The organism is Streptomyces sp. cmx-18-6, from assembly GCF_046548915.1.
Lineage (GTDB): Bacteria > Actinomycetota > Actinomycetes > Streptomycetales > Streptomycetaceae > Streptomyces.
Genome location: NZ_JAEBEP010000016.1, coordinates 20,833 through 43,097, shown reverse-complemented (window position 1 = coordinate 43,097; position 22,265 = coordinate 20,833). Strand labels below are relative to the sequence as shown.

18 protein-coding genes are annotated in these 22,265 nt (G+C 71.9%); 2 read left to right on the top strand and 16 right to left on the bottom strand.

The features are described from left to right. Nucleotides 1–6: 6 nt before the first annotated feature. Nucleotides 7–222 (bottom strand): MbtH family protein, encoded by a 216-nt coding sequence (locus tag ACLJPL_RS29530; RefSeq protein WP_411084002.1) that lies wholly within the window; start codon nt 220–222, stop codon nt 7–9. Between the two features lie 176 nt (nt 223–398). Here ACLJPL_RS29530 and ACLJPL_RS29525 point away from each other — a divergent pair, with 176 nt between their 5' ends. Continuing rightward, nucleotides 399–752: a hypothetical protein gene (locus ACLJPL_RS29525; RefSeq protein ID WP_411084001.1), complete on the top strand. Its 354-nt coding sequence runs from the start codon at nt 399–401 to the stop codon at nt 750–752. 131 nt (nt 753–883) lie between these two features. On the opposite strand, the gene ACLJPL_RS29520 is transcribed toward ACLJPL_RS29525, so the two are convergent. The 14 genes from ACLJPL_RS29520 to fabG all read right to left on the bottom strand — a co-directional run bounded on the left by ACLJPL_RS29520 (nt 884) and on the right by fabG (nt 20,105). Beyond that, nucleotides 884–3,364 (bottom strand): FtsX-like permease family protein, encoded by a 2,481-nt coding sequence (locus tag ACLJPL_RS29520; protein ID WP_411084000.1) that lies wholly within the window; start codon nt 3,362–3,364, stop codon nt 884–886. Between the two features lie 5 nt (nt 3,365–3,369). Beyond that, a complete protein-coding gene (locus ACLJPL_RS29515; RefSeq protein ID WP_411083999.1) occupies nt 3,370–4,182 on the bottom strand; it encodes an ABC transporter ATP-binding protein in 813 nt (270 codons plus the stop codon). After that, nucleotides 4,175–5,539 (bottom strand): MFS transporter, encoded by a 1,365-nt coding sequence (locus ACLJPL_RS29510; protein WP_411083998.1) that lies wholly within the window; start codon nt 5,537–5,539, stop codon nt 4,175–4,177. The genes ACLJPL_RS29515 and ACLJPL_RS29510 overlap by 8 nt, the downstream gene beginning before the upstream one ends. Further along, entirely contained in the window at nt 5,536–6,453 is a 918-nt protein-coding gene (locus ACLJPL_RS29505) for an ornithine carbamoyltransferase (RefSeq protein WP_411083997.1), read from the bottom strand. The genes ACLJPL_RS29510 and ACLJPL_RS29505 overlap by 4 nt, the downstream gene beginning before the upstream one ends. 30 nt (nt 6,454–6,483) lie before the next feature. After that, nucleotides 6,484–11,508: an amino acid adenylation domain-containing protein gene (locus tag ACLJPL_RS29500; protein ID WP_411083996.1), complete on the bottom strand. Its 5,025-nt coding sequence runs from the start codon at nt 11,506–11,508 to the stop codon at nt 6,484–6,486. A gap of 85 nt (nt 11,509–11,593) precedes the next feature. Continuing rightward, entirely contained in the window at nt 11,594–12,622 is a 1,029-nt protein-coding gene (sbnB, locus tag ACLJPL_RS29495) for a 2,3-diaminopropionate biosynthesis protein SbnB (protein WP_411083995.1), read from the bottom strand. After that, on the bottom strand, nt 12,616–13,629 hold the full coding sequence (gene sbnA / locus ACLJPL_RS29490) for a 2,3-diaminopropionate biosynthesis protein SbnA (protein ID WP_411083994.1): 1,014 nt from the start codon (nt 13,627–13,629) through the stop codon (nt 12,616–12,618). The genes sbnB and sbnA overlap by 7 nt, the downstream gene beginning before the upstream one ends. Then, nucleotides 13,626–15,035 carry a condensation domain-containing protein gene (locus tag ACLJPL_RS29485; protein ID WP_411083993.1) on the bottom strand — a complete coding sequence of 470 codons (1,410 nt, stop codon included), beginning with the start codon at nt 15,033–15,035 and terminating at the stop codon, nt 13,626–13,628. The genes sbnA and ACLJPL_RS29485 overlap by 4 nt, the downstream gene beginning before the upstream one ends. A 3-nt stretch (nt 15,036–15,038) precedes the next feature. After that, nucleotides 15,039–15,302: an acyl carrier protein gene (locus tag ACLJPL_RS29480; RefSeq protein WP_411083992.1), complete on the bottom strand. Its 264-nt coding sequence runs from the start codon at nt 15,300–15,302 to the stop codon at nt 15,039–15,041. Nucleotides 15,303–15,468: 166 nt separating this feature from the next. After that, entirely contained in the window at nt 15,469–16,425 is a 957-nt protein-coding gene (locus ACLJPL_RS29475) for a beta-ketoacyl-ACP synthase III (RefSeq protein WP_411083991.1), read from the bottom strand. A 119-nt stretch (nt 16,426–16,544) separates the two neighbouring features. After that, the gene (locus ACLJPL_RS29470) at nt 16,545–17,459 is read right to left on the bottom strand and encodes a TauD/TfdA family dioxygenase (protein WP_411084084.1); all 915 of its coding nucleotides are present in this window, start codon (nt 17,457–17,459) and stop codon (nt 16,545–16,547) included. A 98-nt stretch (nt 17,460–17,557) separates the two neighbouring features. Next, entirely contained in the window at nt 17,558–18,493 is a 936-nt protein-coding gene (locus ACLJPL_RS29465; RefSeq protein WP_411083990.1) for a TauD/TfdA family dioxygenase, read from the bottom strand. A gap of 101 nt (nt 18,494–18,594) precedes the next feature. Beyond that, complete coding sequence (locus ACLJPL_RS29460; protein WP_411083989.1) at nt 18,595–19,362, bottom strand: thioesterase II family protein; 768 nt, start codon at nt 19,360–19,362, stop codon at nt 18,595–18,597. Continuing rightward, nucleotides 19,359–20,105 carry a 3-oxoacyl-[acyl-carrier-protein] reductase gene (fabG, locus tag ACLJPL_RS29455; protein WP_411083988.1) on the bottom strand — a complete coding sequence of 249 codons (747 nt, stop codon included), beginning with the start codon at nt 20,103–20,105 and terminating at the stop codon, nt 19,359–19,361. The genes ACLJPL_RS29460 and fabG overlap by 4 nt, the downstream gene beginning before the upstream one ends. 254 nt (nt 20,106–20,359) lie before the next feature. On the opposite strand from fabG, the gene ACLJPL_RS29450 reads away from it, so the two are divergent. Beyond that, nucleotides 20,360–21,070 (top strand): 4'-phosphopantetheinyl transferase family protein, encoded by a 711-nt coding sequence (locus ACLJPL_RS29450; RefSeq protein ID WP_411084083.1) that lies wholly within the window; start codon nt 20,360–20,362, stop codon nt 21,068–21,070. Here ACLJPL_RS29450 and ACLJPL_RS29445 read toward each other — a convergent pair. Continuing rightward, entirely contained in the window at nt 21,039–22,214 is a 1,176-nt protein-coding gene (locus ACLJPL_RS29445; protein ID WP_411083987.1) for a penicillin-binding transpeptidase domain-containing protein, read from the bottom strand. The genes ACLJPL_RS29450 and ACLJPL_RS29445 overlap by 32 nt on opposite strands. Nucleotides 22,215–22,265: the final 51 nt, after the last annotated feature.

Below are 22,265 nucleotides of genomic sequence, written 5' to 3'. Positions count from 1 at the left end.
GGGCGCTCAGGCGCCGGTCTTCTCCATGCGGCGGCGCAGGCTCGCCGGGCGCATGTCCGTCCAGACCTCCTCGATCCGGTCCAGGCAGTGCTGCCGGGGCCCCTCGGTGCCCTCGGCGTGCCAGCCGGCCGGCAGCTCCCGGTCCGCCTCCCAGATCGAGTACTGCTCCTCGTCGTTGAGGACGACCAGGTAGAGGCGGTGGTCGGTCTGCTCGTCAGACATGTCGGATCCCTTCGGTGGTCGGATACGCCCTCAGCTTCGGACGCACGCCTATACCGGCCCTGTACTGAGCCGGCGGGGGTGGGAATCCGTGTGGCCGCCGGGTTCGCGGTGCCGGTATCGTCCGGTCTCCCGGCCGCCCCGCCGTACAGGCGGCCCACGTTCGGAGAGAGACGCACATGACCAGCGGGCGAGCGACGACCACCCTGTGGCGGCCCACCGGGCCCGAGGAGCTGGATCTGGTGCGTGAGCTGGACTGGCGTGCGTGGCCGCCCAGGCTGCCCGAGCAGCCGATCTTCTATCCGGTCCTCAATGAGGACTACGCGATCAGGATCGCCCGGGACTGGAACGTGAAACACGACGGCGCGGGCTTCGTCACCCGCTTCGAGGTCGACTCGGAGTTCGTCAGCCGCTATCCGGTCCAGCAGGCCGGCGGGCGGACGATCCTCGAACTCTGGGTCCCGGCCGAGGAGCTCGACGACTTCAACGCCCACATCATCGGCGAGATCCAGGTGGTCCACGAGTTCCGCTGAGGCGCGCCCCGGCGTGCCGACTCCCCGGCACAGCACGCGGCCCGGTCCCGTCGGGGGTGCCGGGACCGGGCCGCGTGGGTCCGGGGTGGTGCCGCGGCCGTACCGCGCGAACGCTTCCGGCCGTACGTCGGTTACTCGCGCGACCCCACGAACTGCGCCGCCCTCGCCCGCAGCGCCGCGCCCACCGGCAGCACCGTGCCCGTCACCGCCAGCAGCGTGGACACCACGGCGACGCCGAGGACGATGACGTACGGCACCACGATCGGGGTCGCGCCGAAGAGCTGGAGCAGCGCCCCCCACAGGCCGGTCAGGTTGACGGCGGTGGCGGCCAGGGCCAGCGCCACCCCCACGGCGGAGACGAGCAGCGACTCCGCGACGAAGAACCGCAGGACCTGCCTCGGGGTCGCGCCCGCCATCCGCAGCACCGCGAGGTCCCGCCGCCGGTCGGCGGTGGCCATCAGGAGGGTGTTGAGGATCGCGATGAAGCAGAAGGCCATGATGATCAGGGCGGTGGAACGCTGCCGGACCTCGGTGAGGTGGCGGGCGTACGCGCTCTCGGAGGCGACCAGTTCGTCCCGGGTCATGAACACCGCGCCGCTCCCGGCCACCGCCTTGCGGATCTCGGCGGTGACGGCGGCGTGATCGGCGTCGCGGTCCAGCGAGATGTAGGCGCGCCGGGCCAGGCCGTCCCGGGCGTAGAGGGCGGTCGGGGCGAACCGCTGCGGGAGGTACGCCACGTCCTCGCCGCGCAGCGCCTTGTACGTCGCCACCACGCGCAGCTCGACGCTCTGCCCGTCCGCCATGTCCACGGCCAGCGTCTCGCCGACGTCCATGCCCCACAGGTCGGCCACGGCCGTGCTGTTCTCGTCGAGATCGTCGAGGGAGCCCTCGACGATGTCGAGGTTCATGGTCCGCTTCAGGGCGTCGGGGTCGACGACGAGCCCGTCATTCTCGTCGTACCGGTCCTCGTCCTTGGTGTAGACGGTGGTGAGGATGGGAGCCGCGACGTGTACGCCGTCGATCGCCGCGACCTTCGCGGCGACCTCGGGGCTGATGCCCGGCGTACCGTCCGGGGCCAGCGCGTACTGCGAAGCCACCCTGTTCTGGAGGCCGTTGTCGCGAGCCGCGCCGAGCGAGTCGGTGGCGGCGAGCAGCGAGAAGGCGAGGCCGACCGTGAGCAGGACGGGGGCCGCGGTGGCCGCCGTGCGCCGGCGTGAGGTGAGCGCGCTCTCCCGGACGAGCATCGCCGTGGGCCCCTTCGCCCCCCGGAAGGGCAGCATCAGCAGCTTGACGAGCGGCCCGACGACCAGCGGCGCGAGGACGGCCGCCGCCAGGACGGGCACCATCAGCGACACCACGTACACCGTGGGCGAGAGCACGGTCCCCGGCGAGGCCACCGCGATCCACGCGGTCCACCCCACCCCGCCGATCAGCGCGGCAGCGCCCAGGAGCGCCCGGCCGCGCGTCACGCCCGTGTCGTCGACCGCGGCCTCGCGCAGCGCCTCGATCGGCTGGATGCCGCCGGCCCGTCGCGCGGCGGCGGCAGCACCGCCGACCGCCACCACGAGACCGACCAGGAACGCGGCGACGAGCGGCGCCAGGACGGTCCAGTGCAGCGAGGGCTCCACGGTGAACCAGGCGGGCGAGATGTCCATCGCGATCAGCATGTCGGCGAGCAACTGCGCCCCGAACAGGCCGAGTACGGCGCCGATGGCCGAGGCGAAGAAGCCGACGATCAGGGCCTCGTTGCGCACCATCTTGCGCACCTGGCGGGGCGTCGCGCCCACGGCGCGGAGCAGGGCCACCTCACGGCGGCGCTGGATCACGGCGAAGGCGAAGGTGGAGGCCACCACGAAGATCGCGGTGGTGCCCGCCACACTGGCCATCACCGGCACCAGGGTGATGGTGTTGTCGAGCGTCTCGCGGTCCTCGGCCTCGCTGGCGTCCGCCTTGTGCCGGTCCTGGCCGGTGAGCACGGCCGCGCCGTCGCCGACAGCGGCCCGGACGTCCGCGAGGGGGCCGAGGGCGACCAGGGACTCGATGCGCGGGGAGAGCCGGGCGGCCTCCTCCTCGGTGAAGAAGACCGCGTCCTCCCAGTCGACCGGGGAGACGGTGCCGCTCACCGTGTAGCGGGCGACGCCGGAGGCGGTCAGGACCGTCACCCGCTCGCCGGTGCGGGCCCGGTCGGACGGGACCACGATCTCCTTGGCCCCGGCAGGCGCGTCGCCGTCCACGAGCCGGTAGCCGCCGAACCTCGCCACCGGCCAGGGGTGGCCCACCTGGTCGGCGGGACCGCCCTCGACCTGGGCGTAGAAGGCGCGGTCGACCACGGTGTCGCCGGTGGCGGCGACCTTGTCGCGCAGCTCGTCCGAGACCCCCTGGGCGGCCGGCAGGGACCGGATGCCCAGGTCGTGCTGGGCCGAGTCCCAGGTCGGGTCCGTGGGCTGCACGACCGCCGGGGCCCGGGCGAAGCGCTCGACGGGCCGGTCCGGCAGGTCGAGCATGGTCATGATGAGTACGCCCATGGCGGCGACCTGCGCCACGCCGAGCACCAGCGCCACGACGGTGCCGAGGAACGACACCCATCGGGCCCGCAGCGTCTGGAAGGCCACCCTGATCACCGCGCCACCGCCAGGTCCGTCATCCGCGCCGCGATCGCCTCGGCGGTGGGCGAGCGCTCCTCGCCGACGAGACGGCCGTCCGCGAGGAACAGCACCCGGTCCGCGTACGCGGCCACGTTCGGGTCGTGCGTGACCATCACGATGGTGGTGGTCACCCGGCCCGCGTCGCCGGAGGCGGCGCCGCCTGCGCTACCGGAGCCGCCTGCGCCACCGGTGCCGCCCTGCGCCGGAACGGGAGCGCCGGCCAATCCGCGTAATGTGTCCAGCAGTTCGCGCCCGGTGGCGAGGTCCAGCGCCCCCGTGGGTTCGTCGGCGAAGAGGACCGCCGGGCGGGCCACCAGCGCCCGGGCGATGGCCACGCGCTGCTGCTGCCCGCCGGAGAGCTGGCTGGGCCGGCTGCCCGCCTTCTTCTCCAGACCCACCTGGGCGAGCGCCTCCCGAACGGCTCCGCGTTCGGGCCTGCGCCCGGCCAGTCGCATCGGCAGCGCCACGTTCTGCTCGGCGGTGAGCGAGGGCAGCAGGTTGAACGCCTGGAAGATGAACCCCGTTCTGTCGCGGCGGAGTTCGGTGAGCCGGGTCTCGTTGAGCCCGGTGATGTCCTGGCCGTCGATGAACACCTGGCCCGAGGTGGGCCGGTCGAGTCCGGCCGCGCACTGGAGCAGGGTCGACTTGCCGGAGCCCGAGGGGCCCATGATGGCGGTGAAGCTCCCACGCGGGAAGGACAGACCGATGTCGCGCAGCGCGGTCACCGCGCTGTCCCCGGATCCGTAGGTCTTGGTCAGCGACTCCAGCCGCACTGCGTCATCCATCGATTCTCCGCAATTCCAGGGTGGTGAGGGGATCGGCCGTCGACCCGTCCGCGACGGCGACCGGCTCGGGCTGTACGGGCGGTTCGCTGTCCTGCCGGTCCTCCAGCACCGCACCCTTCCTGGTGAACACGACGGCCGCCACCACGGCGAGCACGACCATCACCCCCGACACGACCATCAGCGTCTGCCGGGAGCCGACCGCCTCCAGGAGGTAGCCCGTACCGAGCGCGCCCAGCGAACTCGCGCCCGACACAAGGAGCATGACGACACTGCCGACCCGCCCCTGCATGTTGTTGGGCGTGATGCGCACCTGGTAGGACATGCCGGAGACAGTAACAGCGGCTCCTATATGAGACGTTATGAAGAAGAGAACACCAAGTGCCACGGGTTGTCTGAAAAATACCGCTGCGGGCATGACGAGCGCCCAGAACGTGTGCGCCAGGATCATGATCTGACGCATCGCCAGACGCTTGTTCAGCCAGCCGCCGATCAGCGCCCCGAGCAGCCCTCCCATGCCGCCGCACGCCATGATCAGCCCGATCGTGCCCGCGGCTCCCCCGTCCTCCCTGACCACCACGGCCACGGTGAGGATGAGCCCCTGGAAGACCATGTTGCTTCCCGCGATGATCAGCAACGCCGTACGGAAATAGGCGCGATCCCACACCCAGCGCAGCCCCGCCGCGATGTCCGCCCGCATCTTGCGGCGCTTGCCGCCCTGCCGCGCCGGCGGATGCTTCTCGCCGCGCAGCCGGATCAGCGTGATCAGGGAGAGCAGATACAGCCCGACACTCGACATGAACGGGATCCACGCCGACAGCCCGAACATGGCCCCGCTCGCCGGGTGGCCGATGAAGTTGACGCCGCGCGAGCGCGCCTCGTTCGTCGCCATCGCCGCCCCCAACTGCTGCGGCGGCACCACACCGCGGACCATGGCCCGCTCGGAGAGCTGGTAGAAGACGGTCATGCTGCTCTGGATGAACGCCACCGCCGCGATGTGCCAGACCCGCACGGAGTCCCCGAGGAGCGACACGGCCACCGTCGCGACCGCGACCATCCGCACGACGACGCACGTCATCATCACGCGCCGGCGGTTGAGCCGGTCCACCATCACCCCGGCCGGCAACTGGACGAGCAGCGCCGGCAGCAGCCCCGCGAACCCGACCAGCCCCGCCGCGCTCTCCGAACCGGTGTGCCAGAGCACCAGCAGCGTGAACGCCATGCCCGAGCACCGCTCCGCCATGACGGACATGGCGGAGCCGGTCCACAGCAACCGGAAGTCACGGTAGTTGCGCAGCTTCGGCAGCCCGTGCTTGCCGCGTCCCCGTAGCCGGTACTCGTACTCGCCCCCCTCGCTCATGGACGATCGACCCAGCACCATTCCAGGACAGCCATCGCGCTGTGCAGCTTGTGCGTGGCCTGGGTGAACGCGATGCTCGCCGGCCCGTCCAGCACCTCCGCGGTGACCTCCTCGCCCCGGTGGGCGGGCAGGTCGTGCAGGAAGACCGCGCCCGGGCTGCGCTCCCACAGCTCCCGGGTGACCTGGAAGGGGGCGAAGACCTCCCGCCAGTCGGCGGTCGGCTTACTGGTCCCGGTGGTCTGCCAGCGCGTCGTGTAGACGGCGTCGAACCCGGACGGCAGGGCCGCCATGTCGTGCTGCTCGGCCACCTTCGCCCCGCTGCGCCCCGCCTGTTCGGCGGCGGTGGCGAGGATCTCCGGGGCCAGGCCGTAGCCGGGCGGGGTGCGCAGCTCCAGCTCCGCCCCGGGGAACCGGGTCAGGGCCAGGGCGAGGGCGGCGGCGCTGTTGTTGCCCTCCCCCACGTACAGCACCCGCAGCCCCTCGATGCGGCCGAAGCGGTGCTGGAGGGTGGTGAGGTCGGTGAGCCCCTGCGTGGGGTGCTCCTCCGCGCTCATCGCGTTGATCACCGCCATCCGCCCGCCGGCCGCCCACCCCCGCAGCTCCTCGGTGGCGTCCGCCGTACGGGCCACCAGCAGGTCCAGCATCCCGGAGAGCACCCGGCCGGTGTCCTCCGTGGTCTCGCCGGTGTTCAGCTGGAGGTCGTCGGGCCCGAAGGTCACGGTCTGCGCCCCGAGCCGCAACGCGCCGCTGGTGAACGCCGTACGCGTACGGGTCGAGGTCCGCCGGAAGTAGACGCCGACGACCGCGTCCTGAAGCGTCTTCGCACGGGCCCCGGCGGCGAATTCCGCCCCTCGCGCGACGACGGCCCGCAGGTCCTCGTCGGTCAGGTCGCTGATGGAGATGAGGTGTCGCATGGGCACACCACGCCTTTCGTCTCGACGGGGTCAGTGGGACGCGGACTCGGGCTGGGACTGCGGGGCGGGGCCGGGGCCGGCCTCGGGCCCGGGCTCCGACTCGTTGAGTACGGCGTCGATCTCGGCCCTGATCCGGGCCTCGATCTCGACGGCGAGCTGAGCGATCGACGGGCTCTCGAACGCGACGCGCATCGGGAGGTCGAGGTCGAACTCGTTCTGGAGCCGCGAGACCAGCCGGACGGCGAGGATCGAGTGACCGCCCAGGTCGAAGAAGCTGTCCTGGGTGCTCGCCTCCTTGCCCAGCAGATCGCTCCAGATGGCGGAGATGCGCTCCTCGGTGGGCGTACTGGGCGCGACGAACGCGTCCGCAGCCGTGGCCCCGGGCTCGGGGAGCGCGCGACGGTCGATCTTGCCGTTGGGGGTGAGGGGGAGGGCGTCGAGGCTGACGAGGGCGGAGGGGACCATGTAGTCGGGGAGGGTGGCGGTGAGGGCGTCGGTGAGCCCTTCGGTGCTGCCGACGACGTACGCGATGAGGCGCTGGTCCTCGGAGACGACGACGGTGGCGTCGGTGACCTGCGGGTGAGCGATCAGGGCGGCGCGGATCTCCCCGAGCTCGATGCGATAGCCGCGCACCTTGACCTGGTCGTCGATCCGCCCCAGGAACTCCACCGCACCGTCACTGCGCCACCGCACCAGGTCGCCCGTGCGGTAGAGACGCGCACCAGCAACCGAGCTGTACGGGTCGGGGACGAAGCGTTCCGCTGTGGCGCCCGGGCGGAAGGCGTAACCGCGCGCCACCCCCGTACCACCGACGAAGAGCTCACCCACGGCCCCCACCGGGACGGGCCGCAGACCGGCATCCAACACGCGCATCTGCATGTTGGGCAGCGGCCGGCCGATCGGCACAACACCCTCCACCGCCTCGGTCAGCGGGAACACACACGTACCCACAGTCGCCTCAGTCGGGCCGTACTCGTTGAGCACCCGACCCTCGCCCAGGAGAACCCGCCAACGTTCCACGAGACCACCGGGCAACGCCTCACCGGCAACGACGACACGGGAAGCCAACGCCTCGATCTGCGAGTCGGAGAGCTGACCGGACAACACCTCAAGATGCCCGGGGGTCAACTTCATGAACGAGAACGGGCCAGCCGCAGCCACGCTCTCGCCCAGCTCGGTCAGTTCGCCGTCCCACAACCAGGTCCGCTGACCAGCAGCCAGCGGCGCCCACACATTCGGCACCACCAGGTCGAAGGCCACCGACGAGAACACCGGCGCACCACCCGAGCCGCTACCCACCAACTCCCTTACTGCCCAGTCCACATGGTTCACCAGGCTCCGGTGCGAGACCTGCACACCCTTCGGCCGCCCCGTAGACCCCGACGTGAACACGGTGTACGCCACCGAGTCCAGGTCGACGACGACCTCGGGAGCCGCATCCGGGAACGAGGACAGGTCGGTCCCATCGATCCGGACCACCTCCACGTCCCCGTCGAACCGATCCGCGTACGCGCTCGACGTCAGCGCCACCCCCACCCGCGCATCCGCCACCATCCCCGCGATCCGACCCGCCGGCAGCACCGGATCCATCGGAACGAACCCACCACCCGCACGCCACACCGCCAACAACGCCACCACCAGATCAACCGACCGATCCAGCAACACCGCCACCGACGACTCAGCCCCAACCCCCACACCAGCAGCCCTCAACCGATGCGCCAACCGACTCGCCCGCACATCCAACTCACCGAACGACAACGACCGACCGTCACCACCCTCCACCGCCACCGCACCCGGCGACTCCACAGCCCACCGACCCACCAACTCCGGCACCGAAACCCCCGGCACCACCGCCCCCGAGTCGTTCCAGACCCGCAGGAGCCGGTGCTCATGGACCGAGGTGATGTCGATGGAGGCCAGCGACACGTCCGGTGCGGCGACGACGCCCTCCACCAGCCGCACGAAGTGGTCGGCCAGCCGCTCCACCGTCGCCCGGTCGAAGAGCGAAGTGGCGTATTCCAGAGCTCCGTTGAGCGACCCGTCCGCCTGTCGCCACACGAACATCGTCAGGTCCGTCTTGGCCACCCGCCAGGCTCCCTGGAAGGCGTCCATCAGCACCCCGTCCGCCGCCACCGAGGTCGCGCCCTCGTCCTGGAGGTCGAAGGCCACCTGGTAGAGGGGCGTACGGGACAGGTCGCGTACGGGCTGCAACTCGTCCACCAGCCGCTCGAACGGCAGCTCCTGGTGCGCGAACCCGGCCATCGCGGTGTCCTTGGTGCGGGCCAGCAGCTCGCCGAAGGTGGGGTCGCCGGTCAAGTCGCAGCGCATCACGAGCGAGTTGAGGAAGAAGCCGACCGTGTCCTCGGTCTCCGGCCGGAGCCGCCCGGTGACCGGGCTGCCGATGCCGAAGTCGTCCTGGCCGCTGTGGCGGGAGAGCAGGGCCGCGAAGACGGCGAGCAGCGTGGCGTACTGGGTCGCGCCGTGCTTGCGCCCGATGCCGCTGAGGGCGTCGGCCAGACCGGCCGGCACCGAGAAGCGCACGCCCGAGCCCCGGCCGTCGCGTCGGGCCGGGCGCAACCGGTCGGTGTGGAGCTGGAGTTCGGGCAGGCCGCGCAGGGCGTTCTTCCAGTAGTCGAGTTCGCGGTCGAGGACCGCGTCGTCGGAGCGGGCCGCCTGCCAGGCCGCGTAGTCGGCGTACTGCACCGGCAGGACCGGGAGTTGGGGTGTGCGGGACTCGGCCGCCGCCGCGCACAGTTCGCGTATCTCGCGCTCGATCAGGACCGTCGACCAGCCGTCGCTGGCTATGTGGTGCGTGGTCACCAGCAGTGCGGGGCCGCCGATCGGGACCCGTACCAGCAGCGCCCGCCACAGGGGCCCGTCCGTCAGGTCGAAGCCCCGGGCGAACTGCTCGCCGAACAGCCGCTCCAACTCCCCCTCCCCCGCGTCCTCCACCCGCAGTTCCACCGGTCGGGGCTCGGCCACCACCTGGCGGGGCTCCTCGCCCTCCAGGACGTACCGGGTCCTCAGCGCCTCGTGCCGCGCCTCCAGGGTGTCCAGCGCGGCCTGCACGCTCTCGGCGGTCGTGCCGGCGGGCAGCCGCAGGAACAGCGGGGCGACCCACTCGGGGCTGCCGGGGTGCATACGGTCCAGGAACCACAGCCGGTGCTGCCCGAAGGAGAGGGGCAGCGGGACCTCACGGCCCACGGGGACCACCTCGGGCACGGCGGGGCGCGCCTCCTCCAGCAGCCGGGCCTGCGCCTCGACCGTGGAGGCGGCGAACAGGCCCCGGAGCTGGATGCTGTCGCCGGACGCCTTGCCGAGGGCGTCGGCCAGCCGGGTCAGGACGAGGGAGGACCCGCCGAGCGCGAAGAAGTCGTCGTGCACCCCGACTTGCTCCACCTGGAGGAGCTGCTCCCACACCTGGGCGACCAGGCGTTCGGCGACCGTGCGGGGCGCGGTGTGGCCGGGGCCCTCCGTCGCCGTGCCCGCCTCGGCCCGCGCGGGGTCGGGCAGGGCCCTGCGGTCGACCTTGCCGTTGGCGGTGAGCGGGAAGGCGTCCACCGTCACGAAGAGCGCGGGGATCATGGGCTCGGGGAGGCGCTTGCGCAGGAAGCTGCGGAGTTCGTCGCGGGGGATGCGCCGGGCGGACACCAGGTGGGCGACGAGCCGCTTCCCGGACCCGAGGCCGTCCGCGCCGGGAGACCTTGCGCCGTGGGTGCCGAGACCGTCCGCGCCGTGGGCGCCCGGGCCGAAGGCGTACGCGCCGACCACCGCGCCCCGGACGTCGGGGTGGGCGTTGAGGGCGGCCTCCACCTCGGCCGGCTCGATCCGGACGCCGTTGACCTTGACCTGGTGGTCGACGCGGCCGAGGTAGGCGAGGGCCCCGTCGGTGCGCCAGCGGGCGAGGTCGCCCGTGCGGTACATGCGGCTGCCGGCCGGACCGTGGGGGTCGGGCACGAAACGGTCGGCGGTCTGCGCCGGGTTGCCGACGTAACCGCGCGCCGCGCCGACGCCCCCGGCGTACAGCTCGCCCACGACGCCGATCGGCACCGGGTCGAGCTCGTCGTCGAGGACGTACACGCGGATGTTGTCGAGGGGGCGGCCGATCGGGACGGCCTCGGTGTGGAGCTCCGGGTCGAACTCCTGGCCGGTGACGTCGATGGAGCACTCGGTGGGGCCGTAGGTGTTCCACACCTTGGCCCCGGTGGGCTCGCCGAGCCTGCGGCACAGTTCGGCGTCCAGCGCCTCGCCGGCGGAGAAGACCAGCCGCAGGCCCGTGCACTCGGGCCAGGCGGGTTCGTCCGCGACCAGGCGCAGCACGGACGGCACGCCCTGGAGGACGGTGATGTTCCGGTCGGCCACCGTCCGCACCAGCAGTGCGGGGTCGGACTCGGCCCCCTCGGGGGCCATCACCACGGTGCCGCCCGCGACCAGCGGCGCGAAGAGCTCCAGCGCGGCCGCGTCGAAGGTCAGCACGGTCTTCTGGAGCACCCGGTCCTCGGCGGTGAGCCCCTGCCTGTCCACCGTCCAGGCGACCCGGTTGGCGATCCCGCCGTGCTCGACGAGCACGCCCTTGGGGCGGCCCGTCGAACCCGAGGTGTACGTGATGTACGCGGCGCTCTGCGGCCCGGTCCCGACCGGGTCCCAGGCCGCGTCGGCCTCCCCTGCGGCGGAGTCCAGGAACACCAGCTCCTCCCCGGGCACCGCCCCGGCGAGGGCCGCGGCCGCCGCGTTCACGGTCAGCACGGTCCGCGCCCCGCTGTCCGCCGCCATCCAGGCGATCCGCTCGGCCGGATGCCCGGCGTCCAGCGGCACATAGGCCCCGCCGGCCTTCCAGACGCCCAGCAGCGCCGCGACCAGCTCCCGCCCGCGCGGCAGGCAGACAGCGACTCTCGACTCGGCGCCGACGCCGCGCCCGCGCAGCAGCCGGGCTATGCCGTTCGCGCGGCGGTCCAGCTGCGCGTACGTCATCGGACCCTGGGCGTCGTCGACCGCGATGGCGTGGGGGGTACGGACGGTCTGCTGGGCGATCAGTTCGTGCAGCGGGACAGACATCTCTTCTCCAGAGGTGTTGATCAGTGGCAGCGTTCAGTGGCGATGGCCGCACTGCGCGCGTGGAGGGCCTGGAAGCGCCGACGCCTCAGAGCACCGGTGCCGGCAGGAACCCGTCAATCCGGGCCCCGATGCCGCCCCGGCGCGCCTCGTCCCGGACGAACCCGGCCAGCGCCAGGTCCAGGACGCCCAGCCCGAACGGGGAGTACACCAGCGGCTTTCCGTCCTCGGGCGTCAGCCGGGCGGCGCCGCGCAGCAGTGCCCCGATGGAGGCGTCGACGAAGTCGCGCCCGCCGGTGTGCTGCTCCGCGAGGTGCGGCGAGGTCTGCTCGCGGCATACGTGGTCGGGGTCGTCGACCACGTTGTGCGCCCCGAGCACGGCGGGCACGGTGAGGTCGCGCAGCGAGATGTGGAGCACGACGGCGCCGGGCGGGCAGGCGTCGAGCCCGGTGTACGGGGTGGCCGCCGTCGTCGCGAAGGAGACCAGGTCGTGCGCGCCGAGCGCCTCGTCGAGCGAGTCGCAGTGGCGGATCTTCGCGCCCGGCAGCAGCCGGGCGTGGTCGGCGGTGAAGCGACGGGCGCGCGCCGGGTCGGTGTCGTAAACGGCGAGGGAGTCGAGTTCGGGCCGCTCGACGGCGAGGAAGCGCAGGATCTCCCGGTTGATGACGCCGGTGCCGATGAGCGTGACCCCGGACGGCCTGCGGTCGCCGAGCAGCACGCGTGCGCCGAGCGCGGCCGAGGCCGCTGTGCGGCGGGCCGAGATGAGGGAGCCCTCGATGAGCGCCTCGGGGTGGCCGGTCTCCAGCGAGTTCAGCAGGATGGCGGCGCTGGCGCGCTCCAGCCCGGCGGCGACGTTGCCGGGGAACGAGGAGATCCACTTCATCCCCGCGACCTCACCGGATTCGACGCCCCCGGCCGCCCCTTCCCTGTCCCCCAGATACCCCGGAAGCCCGATGATCCGGTCCCTGGGCCGGTCCGGGAACCGCAGGAAGACCGAGTGCGGAAGCGCCGTACGGCCTTCGTCGTGGCGCTGGTAGGCCGCGGAGACGAGGTCGATGACCTCCTTCTCGCGTCCGGCCAGCAGTCCCGCCACTTCACTGTGCTTGAGAATCAGCATGCGCCCACCGCCAAAGTGTTTTCGGGTTCTTTCCACAGGTGTGAGACCTCTCCGAAATGGGCGCGCACCCAGTCGTCGGAGTAGATGGTGTCGAGGTAGCGGTCCCCCCGGTCGGGGAAGATCATCACGCAGTTGCTGCCGGCCGGAACGCGGTCCGCCATCTTCCGCAGGGCCGCGCTCACGGCCCCCGACGAGCCGCCCGCGAGGATCGCCTCACGGAGCGTCAGGGTCCGGCAGGCGACGACGCATTCGAGGTCGGAGACGAGCATGACCTCGTCGGCCAGCGCGGGGTCGAACAGCGCCGGCTTCACCGCCGCGCCGTGCCCCGGCAGCAGCCTCGGCCCCGAGGGGCCGCCGAACAGCACGCTGCCCAGGGCGTCGACCCCCACCAGGGTGGTCGACAGGCCCCGCTCCCGGATGTACTGGGCGCAGCCGGTCAGCGTGCCGCCGGTGCCGGTCGAGCAGAACAGGTAGTCCACCCGCCCGTCCAGCGCCTCGGCGATCTCGTGCATGGTCTGCACGTGCGCGCGGGGGTTGAGCGGGTTGGCGTACTGGTTGGGCCAGTACGCGCCCGGGGTCGACGCCACCAGTTCCCGTACCCGCGCCAGCCGCATCGGCAGATAGGCGCGGGTCTCCGGGTCCACCTCGGTCACCATCTCCACCGCGACCTGGTAGGCGCGCAGGATGGACAGGTTCTGCTGGGTGGTCTTGGGGTCCACCACGCAGATGAAGTCGATGCCGTAGTAGCGGCAGATCTGCGCGATGCCGATCGCCAGGTTCCCGGAGCTGGACTCCACGACCGTCGACCGGCCGGGCACCAGCTCGCCGCTGCGGATGCGGCCGAGCAGCATCGACAGCGCCGACCGGTCCTTGACGCTGCCGCCCGGGTTGAACGCCTCCAGTTTCGCGAAGACCCGCGAGCCGAAACGGGGCAACAGGCCCCCGAGTTCGACGAGATGGGTGTTGCCGACGCCGTCGAGGATGCCGCGGAGCACGGGCTGCCTCATGAGCCGTCGCCCGCGTTGCTGCCGAGCGCCAGCAGGAGCCGCTTCTCGGCGGCGTCCGTCAGCGGGACGCGCGAGACGCGGCGGTCCGGGGTGTCGCCGGCGGCCGTCATGAACCGGATGAGCTGGTCGAACAGCCGCTCCACCGTGGCCCGTTCGAAGAGCGCGGTGTCATAGCGCAGGGCCAGCGTGAGCCCCTGGACGTCACGCGTGACCTCCAGGGCGATGTCGCACTGCCCCTCCAGGTGCGGGATCTCCAGATAGGTGGTGCTCACCCCGGCCACGTCCAGGGGTACGCCGGCGACGGCGGCCCCCAGGTCGGACCCGAAGCGGTCGGTGGTGACCATGGTCATGGAGATCCGGTACAGCGGCCCGTCCGCGCTTCCGTTCGCGGCCGCGGCCTGCGCGACCAGCGGATACGGGTAGGTGGACCGCGCGGTGGCCTGCCGCAGGCGGTCGTTGGCCGCCGCCGTCACCTCGCCCAGGGTCGCCTGCCGGTCGAGTACGGCCCTGATGAGCACCGGGTTCACGTAGTAGCCGACGACGTCCTTGGCGGAGGACCGCCGCACCGAGGCGGGGCAGGCGACGAGGAAGTCCGTCTGACCGGTCCAGCGGTTGATCAGGGCCTGGAGCGCGCCGAGCGCCAGCGCGAACTGCGACACCTCCTGCTCGGCCGCCGCCCGCTTCAGCCGCTCCGCGAGCTCGTCGGGCAGCCTGCGTACGAGGCTGGCGCCGCTGAAGGACGCCGTGGCCGGCCGGGGCTTGTCGGTGAGCAGTTCGCCGGGCGCGGAGCCCGCGACCTGCTCGCGCCAGAACTCCGCCTGCCGCTCGCCGCGCGAGGACGCCAGCAGATCGCGCTCCGCCTCGACGAAGTGGTCGTACGTGACGGCGGTCGGCGGCAGCTCCCACTCCCGCCCCTGCGCGAACGCCTCGTACGCGGCCAGGAGGTCGCGCCACAGCAGCCACTGCGAGATGGCGTCCGTGGCGATGTGATGGGTGAGCGCCAGTAGTACGGCATCGGCGCGGCGACGCCACAGCACCACCCGGAACGGCCCCTCCTCCGACAGCCGGAAGGGCGTGCCCGCCTCCGCCGCGACGAGCCGGTCCAGCTCCGCGTCGTCGGCGTCGGGCACCTCGCGTACGACGAGCTCACCGGTCTCGCCCGGGTCCTTCACGACCCGGCGCGGCCCGCCGTCGCCCTCGACGTACACCGAACGCAGCATGGGATGCCGTTCGGTGAGCGCCCGGGCCGCCCGCGCCAGGACCTCCGGGTCCGGCGCGGGCTCCATCCGGACACCACCCGCGAGGTTGTAGGTCGCACTGTCGGGGGCCAGTTTGTGGAGCAGCCAGAGCCCCTCCTGGCCCACCGACAGGGGCTTCGCCCCGCCCATGGGGTCCGTGTGGCCCATGGGTCAGACTCCTGCCTTGTCCGCCGTCGTGGCCTTCGCCGCCGTCAGGAAGTCGGCGACGTCGGACACGCGCAGCAGGTCACCGACCTTCTCGTCGGGAACTGTTTGGTTAAAGGTTTTCTCCACCGCCGCCAGCAGGTCGATACGGGTGAGGGAGTCCATGCCGAGCTCGTCGAAGCTGGAGTCGGCGGTGACCTCGGCCTCCAGGTCCGGCGCGGTGCGCAGCGTGAGGTTGATGATCTCGACGATCAGTTCGTCTCTGGTCATGGCTTTCGTCTCTCCATCGGTAGGACGCACGCGTGGCCGCGCGCGTACAGGGCTGTGGGGGGCGAACCTTCGTACGCTGTGGGGGTGTTGGGGGCGTTGGGGGCGTTGGGGGCAGTGGGGGCGTTGGGGCTTTTTTTGGGGGGGTTGTGGGATATGGGCTGCCGCGTCACGGCATCCGGACGACCTGGCCGGCGTACGTCAGTCCCGCGCCGAAGCCCAGCAGGAGGACGTTCTCGCCGGGCGTGCTGCGGCCGCTGTCCTTGAGCCGGCTCAGCGCGAGCGGCACGGAGGCGGCCGAGGTGTTGCCGGTGTCGACGACGTCGTTCACGACGCGCTCCGGCGGCAGGTCCAGGTTGGCGGCGAGCGTCCTGATGATGCGGTTGTTGGCCTGGTGGGGCACGAACCAGTCGATGTCCGCCATGGTGATCCCGGCGGCCGCGCACGCCCGGTGGGCGACGTCCGGCATGGTGGCGGTGGACCACTTGTAGACGAGCGGGCCGTTCATGGTGACGTACTCGCGGCCGTCGGCCTTCTCGGTGATCCCCAGCACCTCGTGGCGCGCTCCGTCGCTGCCCCAGACGGCCGGCCCGATGCCGGGCTGGTCCGAGCGGGAGACGACGGCGGCTCCGGCCCCGTCGCCGAAGATGACGAAGGTGTCGGGGTCGTCCGGGTCGATCCACTCACTGGTCCGCTCGGCGCCCACGACCAGCACGTTGCGGGCCTCCCCGAGACGCACGGCGTTGGACGCCATGGCCAGCGAGTAGGTGAACCCGGCACAGACCGCGTTGAGGTCGTACGCACCGGAGTTCGGCAGCCCGATACGGCTGGCGACCTCCGGGGCGATGCCGGGCATCCGGCGTCGGCGGGTGGCGCTGGCGACGATGGTCAGATCCACCTCACCCGGGTCGATGTCGGCCGACACGACGGCCTTCTCGCCGGCCGCGGCCGACATGGTGACCAGGTCCTCCTCCTCGGAGGCGTGGTGGCGGGTCTTGATGCCGGTCCGGCCCACGATCCACTCGGGCGAGACCGTCGTCAGCGGGGCCAGCTCCTCGTTGGACACCAGCCGGGCGGGCCGGTACACGGCCAGTCCGGATATCCGTGATCCGTACGTCTCGAACATGTCTGCCTCAACTCCCCATCGATGCATCGATATCGGGCGGCGTCCGACGCCAGGCGCCGGACGCCAAATGCCAGGTGCCACGCGTCAGGTGCCACGCGTCAGGTGCTACGCGTCAGGTGCTACGCGTCGGACGGCTCCGCCATGGCCACGGCGATCCGCCGCGGTCCGGTGAACGGCTCGCGCGCGTGCGCGGCGAGCATGTTGTCGACGACCAGGACGTCGTCGCGTTGCCAGTCGAAGCGGACGGCGGCCGACCGGTAGGCGGCGCGCAGGTGGTCCGTCACGTCGTCGGGAATGGCCCCGCCGTCCCCGTAGAACGTGTTCGTGGGCAGGTCCTCGTCGGCGAAGATGGCGCGCAGCCCGGCGGCGACCTCCGGGGCGAGGGTGCGGACGTGGAAGAACGTGGCGTGGTTGAACCACACCTCCTCGCCGGTGACCGGGTGGCGGTGCACCGCCCGCCGTACGGCCGTGGTGCGCAGCCCGCCGTCCGGCCGCCACTGGGCCTCGATCTCGCGCTCCTTGCAGTACGCCACCACCGCGTCCTTGTCGGAGGTGTTGAACGCCTCCTGCCAGGGCACCCCGAAGCCGGCGTGGAAGTTCCGCACGACCTGCCAGCCGCGCGCCTCGAACTCCGCCCGCACCTGCGGGTCGACGGCCCGCAGCACCCGGCGGATGTCGGCGAGCGGGGTGGCCCCCTGGGTGAGGGGCGGCTCGACGCAGAAGAAGTACAGGGTGCGCGGCCACACCGCCTGGTAGGAGTTCTCGTTGTGGAGGAAGATCTCCTCGTCCTGCGGGTAGTCGGTCGAGGTATAGACCTGCCCCTTGATGGTGCTGCGGGGCGAGGAGCGCTCGGCGTACGCCAGCGGGGGCGTACCGGAGAACGCCCGGACGGTGCCGTCGAACCCGTCGACCCCGCCCACCTCGAATCCGCGGAGCAGCAGCGCGCCGCGCTCCGTGAGCAGCTCGCGCAGCTCGGCCCGGTTCTCGGTGATGTAGTCGTGGATGCCGGTGCCGGGGGCCGCCGCGCGCCGCATGCCGGGCACGGTTCCGGTCCCCGCCCAGCCGGCGGGTGTCTCTTCGGAGGTGATGGTCATGGTCAGCTCGCTCCGTTGAACGCAGGGGTGCGGTGGCGTCAGTCGGACATCGCCACGAGGACGCGGCGGTCGCCGGTGAAGGGCCTGCGGCCGTGCGCCAGGAGAACGTTGTCGATGAGGAGCAGGTCGCCCGTGCGCCAGTCGACGTCGACGGCCGCCTCCAGGCCCCGGTCGCGGACCTGGGTGACGTACTCGGCGGGGATCGGGCTGCCGTCCGCGAACCGCACCGACTGCGGGAGCTCCTCCTCGGACAGGATCTGCGCGAGCTCGGCGGCGGTGTCGTCGCCGAGTCCGGCCGGGTGCCACTGGTCGGCCTGGTTGAACCACACCTCCGTGCCGGTGACGGGGTGCCGGGTGGTGGAGGGGCGGTAGGACTCGACGTGGAGGCTGCCGTCGCGCCGCCACTCCCACTCGGCCCCGGCCGTCTTCAGGAACGCCTCCACGTCCGCGCGCTCGGCGGTCTCGAAGGTGTCCTGCCAGCTCTTGCCGAGGCCGTAGCCGTCGTGCAGGTTCTGGACGTAGCGCACCCCGCCGGCGAAGGCGTCGCGCACCTCCTGGTCCAGGACGGCGAGCCAGCGCTCGGCGTCGAGGACCGGGGTGGCGCCGCCCGTGCCCGGCTGGATCTGGCAGAAGAACGCCAGGCGGGAGGGCCACGCGTGGGCGTAACTCATCTCGTTGTGCATGGAGATGGTGAATTCCTGCGGGTACTCGGTCGAGGTGTAGACGTTGCCGCCGACCTTGGTGCGCGGCGAGTTGCCGTGCACGTACGCCAGCCGGTTCGGCAGCAGCCGGTCCAGCGCGGCGTCCAGCGTCTGCGGGGTGATCCCGAAGCCGCGGAAGACGAGCGCCTTCTCCTTGACGAGGGTTCCGGTCAGGCCGAGTTCCAGCTCGTCCAGGCGGCTCAGCAGCTCGTCGGTGCCGCCCTCGCCCTTCGCCTCGATCTCCAGTGGTGCCCAGGACGTCGCGATCGTCACGGCGCCGCTCCTCTCGCTGTTGTGGTGGAAGCCGGTGTCTGCCGGTCCCGGGGGCCGAGGGCCGGGGGCCGTGGACCAGGGGCCGTGGTCGGCCTCAGTCCTCAGACCGGCAGGCCGTACGGGATACGAGCCAGCCGCCCCGCGATGTCCGCGGTCAGCTCCGCCTCCCGGGGGGCGAGGTAGAAGTGGTCGCCGGGGAACGCCCGCAACGCGAACCCGCCGGTCGTCAACTCACCCCAGGCGGACAGCCGTTCATACGTCACGCCCGGATCGGCCTCGCCCCGGTAGGCGACGACGGGGGCGCGGAGCACCGCGGGACTGTGCGGGCGGTAGGTCTCGATGAGCTTGTAGTCGGAACGCAGCACCGGCAGCAGCAGTTCACGCAACTCCGGTACGGCGTAGGGGTCTCCCCCCAGGCTGCCCAGCCGCGACACCCCGGCGACCAGTACGTCGTCGGCGGCGCGGTGCAGCGAGGTGCGGGAGCTCCGGTGCGGTGCGTTGCGGGCCGAGAGCAGGACCACGGCCGGGCCCCCGGCCCCCGCGCCCGCCTCCTGCCGCGCGGCCACCTCGTACGCCACCGAGGCCCCCATGCTGTGGCCGAAAAAGGCCATCGGCAGATCACCGTAGGAAGTCAGCGCCTCCGAGATCCGGTCGGCCAGCTCGTCCATCGACTCGACGCACGGCTCGCCCATCCGCTCCTGCCTGCCCGGGTACCGGACGGCGAGGACCTCGACGTCGGCGGGGAGCCGCGAGGACCAGCCGTGGAACATCTGGGCGTTGCCGCCGGCGTGCGGGAAGCAGACCAGCCGCACACGCGGCCCGCCCGCCCGCGGATACCGGCGGAACCAGGTCTCGGAGGAGGCGTTCACAGCGCCATGCCTCCGTCGATCCGGACCACCTGGCCGGTGATGTACTCGGCCTGCGGGGAAGCCAGGAAGGAGACCAGCGCGGCGACCTGCTCAGGGGTGCCGAAGCAGCCCATGGGGATGCGGGTCAGCGCGTCCTTGGCGACGGCCTCCGGCACGCCGGCGACCATCTCCGTGTCGATGAAGCCGGGGGCGACGGCGTTGGCGCGCACGCCGTAGCGCCCGAACTCCTTGGCCAGCGCCTGCGTCAGGCCGATGATCCCGGCCTTGGACGCGGAGTAGTTCGTCTGTCCGGCGTTGCCGACGACGCCGGCCACCGACGAGAGGGTGACGACGGTCCCCGCGCGGCGGCGGATCATCGAACGGACCACCGAGCGGAGCAGGTTGTAGGTGCCGTCGAGGTTGGTGCGCAGCACCGAGTCCCACTCGTCGTCCGACATCAGCGCCAGCGGACGGTCGCGGGTGATCCCCGCCGACGTGACCACCGCGGACACCGGCCCGAGCCCCGACTCGACGTCCGCGACGAACGCCCGGACGCCGACCCGGTCGGCCACGTCGACCCGGCGGACGAGCGCCCGCCGGCCCTCCGCCAGGATCTCCTTCTGCACCTGCTCGGCCGCCGTCTCGTCCGAGCGGTAGCAGAGGGCGACATCGAAGCCGTCCCGTGCGAGCCGGGTCGCCACCGCCCGTCCGATACCGCGCGATCCCCCGGTGACCAGTGCCACCTGTGCCTCTTGGTCCGGCATGCTGCCCCCATCCGTTCGAATGATTCGAGCGTGCGTTCCTTGGCTATATCTGGCCTATACGGCATCCAGCGCGGCTCAAGGACGACGCCCGGCGCGGCTCAGCACGGCATCCACCACCACCCGAGGGGGACGCCCCCGCCGATCAAGCCGGTCCGCGCCCTCCCCGCCCACACCCGCGGCCACGGGACGGGTGACCCCCGGTACCGTGACCGCCCATGACCCTGTTCCCCACCGGCAGCCCGGCTCTCGCGGGCGTGCTGGCCCCCCTGCTCCCCCCGCCGGTCACCGTGGTCGACACCTTCGGGGACTTCGGGGACAGCGACGGCGACGGAACGTTCCTCTTCCCGGAGGAGGAGGCCCTGGTGGCCACCGCGGTCCCCGGCCGGAGGCGCGAGTTCACGACCGTCCGCCACTGCGCCCGCACCGCCCTGGCCGCATTCGGCTTCCCGCCCGCACCCCTGATCCGGGGCCCCCGGGGCGCACCCCGCTGGCCGGCGGGCATGGTCGGCAGCCTGACTCACTGCACCGGCTACCGGGCGGCGGCGGTGGCGAGGACCACCACAGCGGCGTCCCTGGGCATCGACGCCGAACCGGCCGAACCCCTGCGCGACGAGGGCGTCCTGAACATGGTCACCCTCGCCCCCGAACGCACCGCCCTGCGCGAACTCGCCGCCCACCGCCCCGACATCCCGTGGGACAGGCTGCTGTTCAGCGCCAAGGAGTCGGTCTACAAGACCTGGTCACCCCTGACCGGCCGCCCCCTGGGCTTCCACGAGGCCCACATCACCCTCCACCCGCACGGCACGTTCACCGCGACCCTGCTGGTCCCGGGCACGACGAGGACCGGCCACCCGCCGCTCACCGGCTTCGAGGGCCGCTGGAGACTCCACGACGGCGTCCTGATCACGGCGGTATGGGTCCCGCCCGCACCCCTCAGGCAAGCGCCTCGGTCATCGCAGCGGTGACACGGGCGGCCGCAGCTGCGTCAGAGGCGACCACGCGGGCGACGAGTGCGACGGTGTCGCCTTCGCCGGTCCGGGCGTAGGTGAGGGACCAGGAGGACGGCGTGCCGTCGCCCGCGTCGGTCGGCGCCCATTCCTTCTTCTCCCGCACCGCGGGGAGCAGCAGGCTCGCCGCGGCCGCCGGAACGCCTTGCGCGACCTGTCGCTCCTTGCCCTCGGCAACCAGATGAGGTCCTGCCATCACGCCCCGGTTGGCAAGGGCGGCCGTAACCCTGGCCAGTTGGAGCGGGGTGACGGTGATGATCCCGTCCCGGTAACTCTCGTACCTGCTTTCCGTGACCCCGATCGGCACCTTCAGTCCGTCATCGCCGAAGCCGAGCCCCTTCGCGGTCTCACGCAGCCTCTCCTCGCCCAGGTCCGCGGCCAGCTTCGCGAAGACTTCGCCGCAGGACCGGGCCAGCGCCTCACGTATGGTGGCGTTCGCGCACTCGCCCGAGTCGCCGCCCGTGGGCTCGTCCACCGTGTCGTGGAGGCCGTGGTGCAGGGCCGACGCCGCGATCACGATGTCGAAGGTCTCACCGGGCGCGGTCGCCTCCCTGAGTGCCCGGTTGAAGATGGGCTTGTTCTTGTCGCCGGTCACCTTCCGCCAGGCTTCCTGGTCCTTGTAAGAGTTGCCGCTGAACGCTGCCGGGTCGTAGGAAGGTGTGCTCACGACCGCCAGCAGCTCCCCCGTGGCGGCGTTGAGCGCGACCGCCGCACCACGCCGCTCGCCGAGCGCTTCGAAGGCCGCTTTCTGCACCCCGGGATCCACGGTGGTCTCTACGTCATCGCCCTTGCGGTGGGTCAAGGAGCCCTCGTAGACGGACTCCAGCCCCGAGGCGCCGAAGGCGATCGATCGAAAGCCGGTCACCGACGCGTACAACTTGCCCTCTGAATAGGTCCTTTGATAGGGAAACTTGCTGATTCCACTCGGCCTCGACCCCGTAACGGGCCTACCGCCGACGAGAATGTCGCCGTACCCGTCGACGGATGCACGGGAATTCGGCTGCGCCTTGTTCTCACGGGGCGGGTCCGCGTCACCGGAACAACCGGCCAGCAGCGCGAGAATCCAGGGTGCGACAAGAAGGCGTTTGATGACCGACGGCATGATCACACCCTAGACAATCCCCACCGCGAGCGCGGTCTCAGCGATAGACGG